Here is a 12,546-nt window from a genome sequence, read left to right as displayed (position 1 = left end):
TCCTCAAACGCTGGCCAGTCTGGCGGTTGCTTCGCGGCTCGCGGCCACCCTGATACCCGCTTGTTGCATGTCCTCGATGGCCTGGGTGGCGCCCTCGGGGCTGATGGCCCGGCACGCCGGCAGGTGGACGATCACCTGAAAACCGGCGGCGGCCAGTTGCAGGGCGGTGGTCTTGACGCAGAAATCCAGGGCCAGGCCGCCGACTATCACCTGCTGCACGCCCCGGCTGTTGAGGTACTCGATCACCCCGGTGGACAGCTTGCCGTGCAGGTCGTGGTAGCAGGCGCCATAGGGGTGCAGGTCCGGCTCCACGCCCTTCCATACGAAGTAGTCGTAATCGTAGGGCGCGGGCAACTCGTCCAGCAGCGTGAAACCCTCGGTGCCCGGTACGCAGTGGCTGACCCAGGTCAGGTCGGCGTGCGCCAGGCCGGTGGGCTGGAGCATCTGTGCGTGGCTGGCCACCACCCAGGGCGCCTGGGGGCTGTGGGCATCCTTGCTGCCGATGCGCAGGCTGGCCAGGGTTGCGATGAAATTCAGCTCGCCGCCGATACGGTCACCTTCCGCCACCGGCAACTCGTCCGGGCACAGCGGGGTGAAGCTCTTTTGCGCATCGACATCGAAGGAAGCGGTGTAAAGCATTGGCCTGCTCATGGGGTGTCTCTCCTCTGCATGGAACATAAAGTACATGTCATGTACTTTCGTTGCAATCCCCTGGTGAAAATATTCATCTGCACCCTAGCTATATAGATAAACAATGATTGCTGAAGAAGTATTTCCCGCAGATAAAAGCAGTGATAAGGTACACGTCATGTACCAATCAAGGAGATACCGATGTTCGACCTGGCGGTCTATGGCGGCGCCTTCAACCCGCCCCACGCCGGCCACGCTCGGGTGATGCTCGAAGCCGCCCGCCATGCTCGACGGGTGCTGGTGGTGCCGAGCTATCGTCATCCGGATGGCAAGCCCATGGCCGACTTCGAGCAGCGCGCTACGTGGTTGCAGGCGATCACTGCGCACCTGCAACCCGAGTGCTGCGCCGAGCTGGCGGTGAGTCGCCTGGAACAGCAACTGGCCCTGGCCGACCCAGGCCCGGTGTACAGCTTCAGCCTGCTGCAACGCCTGGCCGACGACCTGGCCCTGGACGGCAAGCGCATCGCCCTGGTAGTGGGCGAAGACGTGGCTCTGCGGCTGCCGCACTTCTATCGCGGCGACGAACTGCTGCAGCGCTTTTCCATTCTCTGCATCGAGGAACAGCCCGGGGTGCGCAGCACGGTGCTGCGCCAATGCCTGGCCCGGGGCGAAACCCCGCCAAGCCAATGGCTGGCACCGGGGATGAATCCGCTAAACTACGGCCTCTACGCCGTCCACGGAAGTTGATATGCACGACCGCAACACCCCTACCAGCGCCTACCTGCACACCATCGACCTGTGCCTGCTGCGCTACCAGCGCGAGATCGGCGAGTTGCAGATCCTCCTGCATCAGCGCGACAGCGAACCTTTCGCCGGGCATTGGGCGCTGCCGGGCCTGGTGGTCAACGGCGATGTCGAGGACCGCAGCCTGAATGACGCAGTGGAACGCCTGCGCCGCTCCAGCAAAGTCGACCTGCCCCTGGCCTGGCTGGAACAGGTGGGCACCGTGGGCGATGCCTTTCGCGATCCGCGCTGCTGGTCGTCCTCGACCTTCTACCTGGGCATCGTCAGCGAGTCGGTGCAGCCCGCTGCGCAGCAGGATTTCTTCAGCCTGGCCGAGGTGGCCAGCGGTGCCTTCAAGCTGCCCTTCGATCACAACAGCCTGGTGGCCCAGAGCCGCGAGCGGCTGCTGTCCAAATCCCTCTACAGCAGCCTGCCGCTGATGTTTCTCGGCAACGAGTTCAGCGCCCCCGAGGCGGTGGGCATCTTCTCCCTGGTGCTGCAACGGCCGGTGCTCAAGACCAGCATCCGCCAGCGCCTGCTGAAGATGGCCGAAGCCGGCTACCTGGGGGAAACCGGACGCAAGAAAAGTGGCGATGGCGGCCGACCGCAAGCCACGCTGGAAAATCTCAAGCCCAATGGGCTGTACCTGTTCGATCGCTGTTTTCTGGAGTAATACCGTCCATGAGTGTTGTCGCTGAAAACCAATGCCTGCTGGAAACCCCCTACTTCAAGGTGGTTCGCGAGAACGGCTACTTCATCATCAAGGAAGCCCAGGCGGTGAACGGCGTGGTGGCCGTGCCGACCCTGGCCGATGGCCGGCTGATGCTGGTGAACCTCAAGCGCCGGGCCATCGGCGGCCAGTCCATCGAGTTTCCCCGGGGCGCCATCGATGCCGGTGAAAGCCCCTGCGAGGCGGCGGCCCGGGAACTGCTGGAAGAAACCGGCTCGCAGGCCCGCGAGGTGCGTCAGCTGGGGTTGCTGCACAGCAACACCTCGTTGATCGCCAGCGCCGTGGCGGTATGCCAGGTGCAGATCGCCGAGCAGCAGGCGGCCGCCACCGATGGCGAAGTGGACAACCTGCTGTGGGTCAGTCGCCAGGAGTTGCTGACAATGATCGCCAGCGGCCGCATCACCGATGGCCACACCTTGTCGGCGGCGATGATGTTGCTGGCCAGCGAGTCGGCCTAGCGCCCCCACTTTTCCAGGGCGAACTCGACGAAGCTGCGCAGCTTGGGCAGGCGGTAGCGGTCCTGGGCATAGAGCAGATGCAAGGCCCGCCAGGGCAGTTGATAGTCCTGCAGCACCGGCACCAGCCGGCCCTGCTGCAGGTCTTCCTCCACCAGCGCATCAGGCATCATCACCAGCCCCAGGCCGCCCCGCGCCGCACGGTGCAGGCCCGACGAGGTGTTGGTCAGCAATGAGCCGGACACCGGAATCAGTACGTCGCCCTCGGGCCCGTGCAGCGGCCACTGGGTGGCGGTAGAACTCCACTCGTCACCGGCCGGGTAGGCAAATGCCAGGCAGTTGTGCTGCTGCAGGTCCTCGGGCACTCGGGGCGTGCCGTAGCGCTGCAGGTACTCGGGCGCGGCGCAGATGGTCAGGGTGTAGTTCTGCAGCGGCCGGGCGATCAGCGCCGCGTTGTCCAGGTTGCCCAGGCGGAAGGCCACATCGAAGGTGCCGTCGCTCAAGTCGAAGCGCTGGTTGGCCAGGGTCAGTTCCACCTTGACCTGCGGGCAGCGCTGTCGGAACTCGCTCAAGGCCGGCGCCAGGCGCTCGGTGCCGAAGGTCAATGGCGCGGTGATGCGCAAGGTACCGGAAGGCTCGGCCTGAGCCTGCTCCGCCAGGCGCTCGGAGTCCGCTACCAGCCCCAGCACCGCCAGGCAACGCTGGTAATAGTCGCTGCCGAACTCGGTCAGGCGCTGGCGCCGAGTGGTGCGATTGAGCAGGCGCACCCCGAGGCGCTGCTCCAAGGCCCGCAGGTGATTGCCAACCATGGTGGTGGACATCCCGCATTCCCGGGCGGCGGCGGTCATATTGCCCGCCTCCACCACCTTGACGTACACCGACATCGCCTGGAACAGATCCATTATCAACCCTGACTTGAAGATGATTAAACCAAGCGCGAGTTTATCCAGCCAGGCGGGCTAACGATACTGGCAACACCACGACCTGAGCCGGAGTTACCCGCCATGACCGCCGCCTGCCTGATGAGCACCTACCAGCCTCTGTCCCTGAGTTTCGCCCGGGGCCTGGGCAGCCGACTCTGGGACCAGGCCGGCCGTGAATACCTGGATGCCATCGCCGGAGTGGCGGTGACCGGCGTCGGCCATAGCCACCCCAAGGTGGTGCAGGCCATCAGCGACCAGGCTGGCCTGCTGTTGCACAGCTCCAACCTCTACGACATCCACTGGCAACAGCAGCTGGCCAACCGGCTGACCCGCCTGGCCGGCATGGACCGGGCCTTCTTCAACAATTCCGGGGCCGAGGCCAACGAAACCGCGCTCAAGCTGGCGCGCCTGCATGGCTGGCACAAGGGCATCGAACAGCCGCTGGTGCTGGTCATGCAGAACGCCTTCCACGGCCGCACCCTGGGCACCCTGGCGGCCAGCGACGGCCCCGCCGTGCGCCTGGGCTATGGCCAGTTGCCGGGGGATTTTCTCAAGCTGCCCTTTGGCGATCTCAGAGCGTTGGAATCGGCCATCGCCGAGCATGGGCCACGCATCTGCGCGGTGCTGCTGGAACCGATCCAGGGCGAAAGCGGCATCCATCTGGCGCCCACGGGCTACCTCAAGGCGCTGCGGGAACTCTGCACCCGGCGCAACTGGCTGCTGATGCTGGACGAGATCCAGAGCGGCATCGGCCGCACCGGCCGCTGGTTCGCCTGCCAGCACGAAGGTGTGGTGCCGGATGTGATGACCCTGGCCAAGGGCCTGGGCAACGGCATTCCGATTGGTGCCTGCCTGGCCCGGGGCAAGGCCGCCGAGCTGTTCACCCCGGGCAGCCACGGCAGCACCTTCGGCGGCAACCCGCTGGCCTGCCGGGTGGCCTGCACCGTGCTGGAGATCATCGAGGAACAGGGCCTGCTGGCCAATGCCGAACGCCAGGGCGCGCGGCTCTTGCAGCGTTTGCGCGAAGCATTGCAGGGTCACCCGGAACTGCTGGAGGTGCGCGGCCTGGGGCTGATGATCGGCATCGAGCTGCGGCAAGTACCGCGGGACCTGGTACAGAAGGTCGCTCGCGAACAGGGCCTGCTGATCAATGTCACCCGCGGCCAGACCATTCGCCTGTTGCCGCCACTGGTGATCGATGAAGCCGAGGTGGAGATGATCGTCCAGGGCCTGGTTCGGGCCCTGAACTGGCGCTGATGGATGCCTGGGCCCGGGCTCAGTCGTCCAGGGCCTTGGGCGCCGCGGCGGGTTTGGCCGGCTTGCCGCCCTTGGTGGTGGCCGGCTTGGCCTCGGGTGCCGGCGCTGGAGCCGGGGCGGCCGCCTGTTTCTCTGCCGCAGGCAGTTGGTCGATAGCGGCAAACACTTCCTTGAGCTCGATGGCCCCGGAATGCTCGAGCTTCTTCTCGCCGTCCTTGCCCACCAGGATCACCTTGGTCTGGGCCCCGGCACCCAGCTTGAGGCTACGAATCAGGGCCATGGTGGATTGCGGGTCGATGTCCTTGCCATCACGCTGGCCAATGGTGTTGACCACCGTGTACAGGACCATATTGCGTTCGTTGAAGGCTTGCCGGGTGGCCGGCTCGTCCAGGGACTTCTTCAGGCTCACCAGGGTCGGGTCCACGGTGCTGGGCGCTATCACGATCAGCGGCCGGGACTTGCCCAGCTCCTGAGCCAGGGGGCCGTCGTCGGCGGCCAGTGCCGCACCGGAGACGGCCAGCAGAGTTGCGAGGGTCAATGACCGGATGAACATGCGTCTCTCCTTATATTTTCCACGCAGTAATGATTGCGCATTGCAGCAAAAGGTCCAGGCCGGGGACGCAAAATCTGACATTTTTCCGCAGCCACCCCGCCGCGGCTAAAAACGCGCCACAGGCCGCGAAAAACCAGACATGCCGGTGCTCACGCCGTGAACAGCACTGCCCGGGCCGTTTAAAAAATCTTGCGGCAAGGGATAGACTGCGCGCTTTTCCGGTCAATCCCCCCACCGTGAAGCCTTTCCAGCGCCACAAGGAGTACCGTGCGCATGTCCGAACCGAGTTCGAGCCTTTCCCCCCAGCAGCAGTGGCAAAAAGCCGTGCTGATGTACGCCAAGCGCATCAATCGCTATGTCGACACCGGTACCCGCGACGGCTTCAAGGGCTTGCATCAGCCGCGCGTGCCCGACTCCGAGCACCTGCTGCCGGCCTGGCAGGCGGCCCTGGAGGCAAGCAATCAGGGGCCCCATGATCCAGCCGCGCGCCTGGCCTTTCGCGAGGACTGGCCGCCGGCGCACTTCCCCCTGGTGCCCCGCCTGGAAAGCCAGGGGCGGATGATTCCGACCCTGGCCCTGCTGGCCGACGGCAGCCTGCTGGCACGCATCGGTGCGCCCTACGAGGCAGGCTCAGTGGTGCATATCGACAACGACTCGATCCACACCCTGGAGCAGGTGGAGGGCTTTGGTGTGTGCCCGCAGCGGCGTTATTTCGCCTGGGCGCGAGCCGAGGGCATCCAGCTCACCGACGGTTTCCAGGGCCCGCAGGTGGCCAGCTTCCCCTGGCCCGACCCGCACGCCGACGCGTCCGAGGGCCTGGAACTGGAACCCGCCGAGCGCCCTGACGCCACCTGCCTGATCCCCTTTCCCGACGGGCGCCGGGTGCTGCTGGTGAGTGCCAGGGGCGTGTTCGTGCTGGATGCCGCGGGCGCTACCCGGCTGCTGCCGCGCCTGGAAGATATCCAGCAAGAACTGGCCGAGGGCGTCGAGCCCGAGAACCTGAGCCTGGACCTGTGCATGGAGCATGGCGCGGTATCGCCGGACGGTCAGTGGATCGCCGTGGGCGAACAGAGCGGTTCGCACCTGGTCTACGACGCCCAGCTGCGCCTGGTGGCGCAGATCGGCCCCGCCAGCGAGTACCCGCACTTCGCCTGTTTCAACCAGCGCGGCGACCGCCTGCTGCTCAACGCCTGCCACTTCTATAACGGTGCCAGCCTGGGGGTGGCGGTGGCCGACTTGCCGGGGCTGTCCACCGACTACTACAGCGACGACCCACGCACCCCGGTGCTGCATGAAGGCGCCCGGGTGTATGCCGCGGCGTCACGGGGCGACGAGTTCATCATCGGCGATGCCTATGGCTACCTGCGGGCCTTCAGTGAAACCGGCGAGCAGCGCTGGCAGCACTATGTGGGCTCCAGCTTCAGCGCCATGGACATCAGCCCCGATGGCCAGACCCTGGTGGCCGCCACCTACGCCGGGATCATCGTCAAGATCGCCCTGGATGCCGGGCGCCCGGCCTGGCAGATCGGCACCGGCGAACACCATGAAGTGCAGCGCTGGCTGTTCTGGAAAGACTTCGCCAAGCCGCTGCAATGGTGAGGCTGGTCTAGGCCGGCTCGCGGGAGAAACGCACCTGCAACTGCAGGTGCTGGTCATCGTCGATGGCCCGCAGGTACTCCGCAACGCTCACCTCGCCGGCACTGGAGCGCGCCCCCGGGGCCGGCACATAGCCGTCGAGCAGCTTGCGCACCAGCGCCACCGCCGCACAGCTGGGGATCTCCGGGCCGTGGTCGTGGGTGGCGGTGAGTTGCGCGCTCATCGACAGCGGCTGGCCGTCCAGGCCCAGGCCATGCACATCCACATACATGGCGCTGAGGCCATCGCCAAAGCCTTCGAACCAGGTGCCGCAGCGATGCAGGCGTGCCGCCCAGGGCGCCGGGTCGCGCACCAGCCCCAGCTTCACCGCCTGGGCCAGCAAGGCATTGGCCAGGCCGGCGAGCTTGAGCCCGGCACCGGCCTTGAAGCTCAGGGTGTGGGCGCCGTAGCGCTCGGCGAACAGGTCCAGGTCCGGCACATCGACATTGGCCACCAGCCGCGTGCCCAGCCGGGGCAGCTTGCGCAGGGTCAGGCCCTGCCAGCCGATCACCGGGTGCGGCTGGCCGTCCTTGAGTTGCAGGATGGGTTTGCCGGCATAGGCCAGCACCCCCTGGATGGTGGAGAGGCCGGGCATCTTCGCCGACGAGGAAATACCGTGTTCGATGCGCTCGATCCGGGAAAAGCGTTCACGGTGTTCGTCGATGATCGCCGCCGACAAGGTCGGCACTGAACTGCAACCGCTGAGCAGCGTCACCCCGGCGGCCCGGGCGGCCTCATCCAGGGTGCCGATGCCGCGCACGAACTGCCGGCAGTCGGCCAGGTCGCAGTAGTTGACCCCAGCCTCGATGCAACCCCGGGCCACGGCATAGGACTGCCCCTGGAAGGGCCCGCCGGTATGCACCACCCAGTGCACCCCGAGGTTCTTGAGCGCCGGCACCCAGTGCGCCCCCAGGGCATCGCCGCACCAGCCCTGGCAGTGCTCCGCGCCCTCGGCTTGCAAGGCCGCAACCTTGGCCGCCAGCTTGTGCGGGTCGCGGCCGGAAATCAGCAATTGCACCCCGGGCATTCGGCTCAGATAGCGGCAGACGATGCTGCCGAAATTGCCATAACCACCGACCACCAACACCCTGAGCGTCATTGCCTGCATCCTTGAACAAAGCCATTGCGCGACCCGAAAGCCGCCATTCGAGGCGCGGCAGCTTCCATGATTTGGCCGGCAGCGACAAGCCCGGCAAGGCCCGAAAACTTTCGTCCGACAAAAAATGCCAATGCCGCTTCGGCATAATGCTATGCAAAATCCTCATCAACTAGGGCCTTTGCCCGTGATAGCCTCGCCCTGCTATGTCGGCCTCGCATAATAAACCTGCCGGTCCATCTGGCCGAGCGGGATACAGACGCCTTGCTTCTCCCCTTTGCTGCACCTTCCACTGCCCAATAAACGTTTCGCTGTGAGCCCTTCAATCATCGGCTCGCCAAGGGAACTGATTGCAAAATTTGACTCGACCCCAAGGTCGATCTGTCGATCCTATCTCGGAGCTGTTATGTCCAGGCTTTCCCATCAAGATTTGCGCCGCGGTTTCCGTGAACTGATCGCTTCCAACTCCTGCTACCACACTGCATCGGTGTTCGACCCGATGTCTGCCCGGATTGCCGCCGACCTGGGTTTTGAAGTGGGCATCCTCGGTGGTTCCGTGGCCTCGCTGCAGGTGCTGGCGGCCCCCGACTTCGCCCTGATCACCCTCAGCGAATTTGCCGAGCAGGCCACCCGCATTGGCCGCGTGGCCCAGTTGCCGGTGATCGCCGACGCCGACCACGGCTACGGCAATGCCCTCAACGTGATGCGCACCGTGGTGGAACTGGAGCGGGCCGGCATCGCCGCCCTGACCATCGAAGACACCCTGCTGCCCGCGCAGTTCGGGCGTAAATCCACCGACCTGATCAGCGTCGCCGAAGGCGTCGGCAAGATCCGCGCCGCCCTCGAAGCCCGGGTCGACCCGGAGCTGGCGATCATCGCCCGGACCAACGCCGGGATCCTCCCGGTGCAGGAAATCATCAGCCGCACCCAGCAATATGAACGGGCCGGCGCCGATGCCATCTGCATGGTCGGCATCCGTGATTTTCAGCAGTTGGAGCAGATCTCCGAGCACCTCACGGTGCCGCTGATGCTGGTGACCTACGGCAACCCGGCCCTGCGCGACGATGCTCGCCTGGCCGAGCTGGGAGTGAAGATCGCGGTGGACGGCCATGCCGCCTATTTCGCGGCGATCAAGGCCACCTACGACTGCCTGCGGGAACAGCGGCAGATCTTCACCCAGGCCTCGGACCTGAGCGCCACCGAGCTGGCCCACACCTACACCCAGCCCGAGGACTACATTGTCTGGGCCAGGGAATTCATGAGCGTCAAGGAGTAGCACCGGCAATTGGCCGGGGTGAGGCGCAACGCCTCAACCCTGGGCCGATTTCAGCGCACAAGCCCTGCAGTCGAGAATCCGCCATGGAATTTGATCCGCAACGCCTGGCTCGGGCCCGGCACTTGGTGGTGTTCACCGGCGCCGGCGTCTCGGCGGAAAGTGGCATCCCGACCTTTCGCGACGCCCTCAGCGGCCTCTGGGAACACTTCGACCCGGCGCGCCTGGCCACCCCGCAAGCCTTTCGCGACGACCCGACGCTGGTCTGGGGCTGGTATGAATGGCGGCGCCTGCAGGTGCGCAAGGCCCAGCCCAACCCGGCCCACCTGGCCATCGCCGAACTGGCCCGGCGCCTGCCGCGCCTGACCCTGATCACCCAGAACGTCGACGACCTGCATGAGCGGGCCGGCAGCCTTGACGTGCTGCACCTGCACGGCAGCCTGCACCAGCCCAAGTGCTTTGCCTGCAATCGCCCCTATAAGGGCGCGCTGCCTGATGTGCAGATGCCGCAACAGGGCGCACGCCTGGAGCCCCCGCGCTGCGGCGGCTGCAATGGCAAGATCCGTCCCGGCGTGGTGTGGTTCGGCGAAGCCCTGCCGCAGGCGATCCTCAAGCAGGCCTTCAAGGCCGCCGGCGAATGCGACCTGCTGCTCTCCATCGGCACTTCGGGGCTGGTGCAGCCGGCGGCGCAGATCCCCCAACTGGCCCTGGAGCAAGGCGCCGCGGTGCTGCATATCAACCCCCAGCCCCAGGCTTGCCTGGCACCCGCGGAATACCAGCTCACCGGCCCCGCCGGGCAGCGCCTGCCGGAACTTCTGCGCCAGGCCTTTGCCTGACGCCGCAACGGTTCAAGCCGAGCCGCCGATCTTGATCAAGGAAGCCTTCAGATGACCGACATCCCCACCTGCTCATGGCTCGAAGCTGCCTGGGAACAACGCGAGGAGCAGCTCTACCGAGAGCTGTTCGGCGATCTCGGCCCTGGCATCTACCCCCTGGACATGAGCATTTTCAGCGAGGTATTCGGCCAGGCCGAGGTCGACCCGCGCTGGCTGACCCACGGGGTTTTCGAAGTCGCGCCCAACGCCGGGCGCAATAGCTGGCTGTACGTGACCTCAGGGCTGTCCAATGCCTGGGAGGATGAGCAGCCCGAGCCGGACGGCTGGTCCGGGCTGGGCCAGGAGCTGCTGCTGGAAACCCGTGAACAGTCGCCCTGGGCCCTGCGCCTGCTGCGCAACTTCTGTGGCTACCAATTGCTACTGGCTGCCGGGCGCTATGGCGAGCAGGAGCCGCTGCAAGCCTGGGACCGGATGCGCACCCGCGAGCCCATCGACGGTGCCGACAGCACGCTGCAAGCCTTGCTGTTCATGCCCGCGCCGAACTTCGGCGGCACCCTGCAGCTGCTGTCCGGGCGCTTCGAGTTCCTGCAGATTCTCGGCCTGACCCCGGCTGAACACGCCTGGGGCCAGAGTCACGGCTACCCGGCCCTGGTGGAACGCCTGGCGGCAGCCGGGGTGTCGCCGGTCAATGACCCGCAGCGCCCCAGCCAATGCTGAGCACCCAAGAAAAAAATCGCCGCGACCAGGACAAATCGTCATTTTTCCCGCCACAGCGCTCTGGCATAAGGTAGATTCAGACAGCGAATAACCGCGCAACGACCTTTGCTTTCTCGCCCTGGCGCTGGAAACCAAGCCCCGAATCGGTGGCGCTGTTCACTGCCCCGCTGTTTTTCCGCCACTGCCGGCCCGTGCTGCAGTGGCGCCGCTTTCAGGAAATGGATGAATGCCGCAAAGACAAGTGATCAATGCTTCGGTCAGCCCGAAAGGCAGCCTGGAGACCCTCTCGCAACGTGAAGTGCAACAACTGAGCGCCGCCGGCTCCGGCAGCATCTATACCCTGTTCCGCCAGTGCGCCCTGGCCATCCTCAATACCGGCGCCCATGTCGACAACGCCAAGACCATCCTCGACGCCTATCACGACTTCGAAGTGCGCATCCACCAGCAGGACCGCGGCGTGCGCCTGGAACTGCTGAACGCCCCGGCCGATGCCTTCGTCGACGGCGAGATGATCGCCAGCACCCGCGAGATGCTGTTCAGCGCCCTGCGCGACATCGTCTACACCGAGAACGAGCTGGGCAGCCAGCGCATCGACCTGGACAGCTCCCAGGGCCTCACCGACTACGTCTTCCACCTGCTGCGCAATGCCCGCACCCTGCGCCCAGGCGTGGAGCCGAAGATGGTGGTGTGCTGGGGCGGCCACTCGATCAACACCGAGGAATACAAGTACACCAAGAAGGTCGGCCACGAGCTGGGCCTGCGCAAGCTGGACATCTGCACCGGCTGCGGCCCGGGCGTGATGAAGGGGCCGATGAAGGGCGCCACCATCGCCCATGCCAAGCAGCGCATGACCGGTGGCCGCTACCTGGGCCTGACCGAGCCGGGGATCATCGCCGCCGAGGCGCCGAACCCCATCGTCAACGAGCTGGTGATCCTGCCGGACATCGAGAAGCGCCTGGAGGCCTTCGTCCGCGTCGGCCACGGCATCATCATCTTCCCGGGTGGCGCCGGCACCGCCGAGGAGTTCCTCTACCTGCTGGGCATCCTCATGCACCCGGACAACCGCGACCTGCCCTTCCCGGTGATCCTCACCGGGCCCAAGAGCGCGGCGCCCTACCTGGAGCAGCTCAACGCCTTTGTCCTGGCGACCCTGGGCGAGGCCGCACAGCAGCACTACCAGGTGATCATCGACAACCCGGCCGAGGTGGCCCGGCAAATGACCGAAGGCCTGAAGACCGTCAAGCAGTTCCGCCGCGAGCGCAACGATGCCTTCCACTTCAACTGGCTGCTGAAAATCGACGAAAGCCTGCAACGGCCCTTCGACCCGACCCACGAAAACATGGCCAACCTGCAACTGAACCATGCCCTGGCGCCCCATGAACTGGCGGCCAACCTGCGTCGCGCGTTCTCCGGCATAGTCGCCGGCAACGTCAAGGACCAGGGCATCCGCCTGATCGAGCAGAAGGGCCCGTACAGCATCCACGGCGACCCGGCGATCATGCAGCCCCTGGACCAGTTGCTCAAAGCCTTCGTCGCCCAGCACCGGATGAAACTGCCCGGCGGCGCGGCCTATGTGCCCTGCTATCGGGTGGTCAGCTAAGCCTCCTGCACAGTACCAGACGCCGCCTTCCCTGATCGGGAACGCGGCGTTTTTTATG

Annotated in this window: 13 protein-coding genes; 9 read left to right on the top strand and 4 right to left on the bottom strand. The window is 65.7% G+C overall.

Annotated elements, in window-relative coordinates; all coding sequences use genetic code 11:
* Positions 1 to 3: 3 nt before the first annotated feature.
* Positions 4 to 651, bottom strand: a complete 648-nt coding sequence (locus J4P02_RS11740) for a nicotinamidase (protein WP_426190277.1) — start codon at positions 649 to 651, stop codon at positions 4 to 6.
* A gap of 180 nt (positions 652 to 831) precedes the next feature.
* Here J4P02_RS11740 and J4P02_RS11735 point away from each other — a divergent pair, with 180 nt between their 5' ends.
* The 3 genes from J4P02_RS11735 to J4P02_RS11725 are packed head-to-tail and all read left to right on the top strand — an operon-like array spanning position 832 to position 2,601.
* Positions 832 to 1,377, top strand: coding sequence for an adenylyltransferase/cytidyltransferase family protein (locus J4P02_RS11735; protein WP_426190275.1), 546 nt, complete (start codon positions 832 to 834; stop codon positions 1,375 to 1,377).
* A gap of 1 nt (position 1,378) precedes the next feature.
* Positions 1,379 to 2,086, top strand: a complete 708-nt coding sequence (locus tag J4P02_RS11730) for an NUDIX hydrolase (protein ID WP_426190273.1) — start codon at positions 1,379 to 1,381, stop codon at positions 2,084 to 2,086.
* Between the two features lie 8 nt (positions 2,087 to 2,094).
* Positions 2,095 to 2,601, top strand: a complete 507-nt coding sequence (locus J4P02_RS11725; RefSeq protein ID WP_426190271.1) for an NUDIX hydrolase — start codon at positions 2,095 to 2,097, stop codon at positions 2,599 to 2,601.
* Here the strand turns inward: J4P02_RS11725 and J4P02_RS11720 are convergent.
* The gene (locus J4P02_RS11720) at positions 2,598 to 3,500 is read right to left on the bottom strand and encodes a LysR family transcriptional regulator (protein ID WP_426190269.1); all 903 of its coding nucleotides are present in this window, start codon (positions 3,498 to 3,500) and stop codon (positions 2,598 to 2,600) included. The two genes, J4P02_RS11725 and J4P02_RS11720, sit on opposite strands and share 4 nt — an antisense overlap.
* 102 nt (positions 3,501 to 3,602) lie before the next feature.
* Here J4P02_RS11720 and J4P02_RS11715 point away from each other — a divergent pair, with 102 nt between their 5' ends.
* Positions 3,603 to 4,778, top strand: a complete 1,176-nt coding sequence (locus tag J4P02_RS11715) for an aspartate aminotransferase family protein (protein ID WP_426190267.1) — start codon at positions 3,603 to 3,605, stop codon at positions 4,776 to 4,778.
* 19 nt (positions 4,779 to 4,797) lie between these two features.
* Here J4P02_RS11715 and J4P02_RS11710 read toward each other — a convergent pair whose 3' ends face one another.
* The gene (locus J4P02_RS11710) at positions 4,798 to 5,331 is read right to left on the bottom strand and encodes a DUF4174 domain-containing protein (RefSeq protein ID WP_426190265.1); all 534 of its coding nucleotides are present in this window, start codon (positions 5,329 to 5,331) and stop codon (positions 4,798 to 4,800) included.
* Between the two features lie 273 nt (positions 5,332 to 5,604).
* Here J4P02_RS11710 and J4P02_RS11705 point away from each other — a divergent pair, with 273 nt between their 5' ends.
* Positions 5,605 to 6,930 (top strand): hypothetical protein, encoded by a 1,326-nt coding sequence (locus J4P02_RS11705; protein WP_426190263.1) that lies wholly within the window; start codon positions 5,605 to 5,607, stop codon positions 6,928 to 6,930.
* Positions 6,931 to 6,937: 7 nt separating this feature from the next.
* Here the strand turns inward: J4P02_RS11705 and J4P02_RS11700 are convergent, their stop codons facing one another.
* Positions 6,938 to 8,065 carry a saccharopine dehydrogenase family protein gene (locus tag J4P02_RS11700; RefSeq protein ID WP_426190261.1) on the bottom strand — a complete coding sequence of 376 codons (1,128 nt, stop codon included), beginning with the start codon at positions 8,063 to 8,065 and terminating at the stop codon, positions 6,938 to 6,940.
* Between the two features lie 403 nt (positions 8,066 to 8,468).
* On the opposite strand from J4P02_RS11700, the gene J4P02_RS11695 reads away from it, so the two are divergent.
* The 4 genes from J4P02_RS11695 (at position 8,469) to ppnN (ending at position 12,488) form a co-directional block, all read left to right on the top strand.
* Positions 8,469 to 9,338 (top strand): isocitrate lyase/PEP mutase family protein, encoded by an 870-nt coding sequence (locus J4P02_RS11695; RefSeq protein WP_426190259.1) that lies wholly within the window; start codon positions 8,469 to 8,471, stop codon positions 9,336 to 9,338.
* A gap of 83 nt (positions 9,339 to 9,421) precedes the next feature.
* Positions 9,422 to 10,171: an SIR2 family NAD-dependent protein deacylase gene (locus tag J4P02_RS11690; RefSeq protein WP_426190257.1), complete on the top strand. Its 750-nt coding sequence runs from the start codon at positions 9,422 to 9,424 to the stop codon at positions 10,169 to 10,171.
* Positions 10,172 to 10,222: 51 nt separating this feature from the next.
* Positions 10,223 to 10,888 (top strand): suppressor of fused domain protein, encoded by a 666-nt coding sequence (locus J4P02_RS11685; RefSeq protein ID WP_426190255.1) that lies wholly within the window; start codon positions 10,223 to 10,225, stop codon positions 10,886 to 10,888.
* A gap of 226 nt (positions 10,889 to 11,114) precedes the next feature.
* Positions 11,115 to 12,488 (top strand): nucleotide 5'-monophosphate nucleosidase PpnN, encoded by a 1,374-nt coding sequence (gene ppnN / locus J4P02_RS11680; protein ID WP_426190253.1) that lies wholly within the window; start codon positions 11,115 to 11,117, stop codon positions 12,486 to 12,488.
* Positions 12,489 to 12,546: the final 58 nt, after the last annotated feature.

The organism is Pseudomonas sp. NFXW11 (genome assembly GCF_049887815.1).
Lineage (GTDB): Bacteria > Pseudomonadota > Gammaproteobacteria > Pseudomonadales > Pseudomonadaceae > Aquipseudomonas.
The sequence above is the reverse complement of the archived record's forward strand: the minus strand, read 5'-3'. Positions and strand labels throughout refer to the sequence as shown.

Excerpts from the sequence above, each read along its gene's own strand:
- J4P02_RS11740 (WP_426190277.1), bottom strand. The coding sequence starts at position 651 with ATGAGCAGGCCAATGCTTTACACCGCTTCCTTCGATGTCGATGCGCAA.
- J4P02_RS11735 (WP_426190275.1), top strand. The coding sequence starts at position 832 with ATGTTCGACCTGGCGGTCTATGGCGGCGCCTTCAACCCGCCCCACGCC.
- J4P02_RS11730 (WP_426190273.1), top strand. The coding sequence starts at position 1,379 with ATGCACGACCGCAACACCCCTACCAGCGCCTACCTGCACACCATCGAC.
- J4P02_RS11725 (WP_426190271.1), top strand. The coding sequence starts at position 2,095 with ATGAGTGTTGTCGCTGAAAACCAATGCCTGCTGGAAACCCCCTACTTC.
- J4P02_RS11720 (WP_426190269.1), bottom strand. The coding sequence starts at position 3,500 with ATGGATCTGTTCCAGGCGATGTCGGTGTACGTCAAGGTGGTGGAGGCG.
- J4P02_RS11715 (WP_426190267.1), top strand. The coding sequence starts at position 3,603 with ATGACCGCCGCCTGCCTGATGAGCACCTACCAGCCTCTGTCCCTGAGT.
- J4P02_RS11710 (WP_426190265.1), bottom strand. The coding sequence starts at position 5,331 with ATGTTCATCCGGTCATTGACCCTCGCAACTCTGCTGGCCGTCTCCGGT.
- J4P02_RS11705 (WP_426190263.1), top strand. The coding sequence starts at position 5,605 with ATGTCCGAACCGAGTTCGAGCCTTTCCCCCCAGCAGCAGTGGCAAAAA.
- J4P02_RS11700 (WP_426190261.1), bottom strand. The coding sequence starts at position 8,065 with ATGACGCTCAGGGTGTTGGTGGTCGGTGGTTATGGCAATTTCGGCAGC.
- J4P02_RS11695 (WP_426190259.1), top strand. The coding sequence starts at position 8,469 with ATGTCCAGGCTTTCCCATCAAGATTTGCGCCGCGGTTTCCGTGAACTG.
- J4P02_RS11690 (WP_426190257.1), top strand. The coding sequence starts at position 9,422 with ATGGAATTTGATCCGCAACGCCTGGCTCGGGCCCGGCACTTGGTGGTG.
- J4P02_RS11685 (WP_426190255.1), top strand. The coding sequence starts at position 10,223 with ATGACCGACATCCCCACCTGCTCATGGCTCGAAGCTGCCTGGGAACAA.
- ppnN (WP_426190253.1), top strand. The coding sequence starts at position 11,115 with ATGCCGCAAAGACAAGTGATCAATGCTTCGGTCAGCCCGAAAGGCAGC.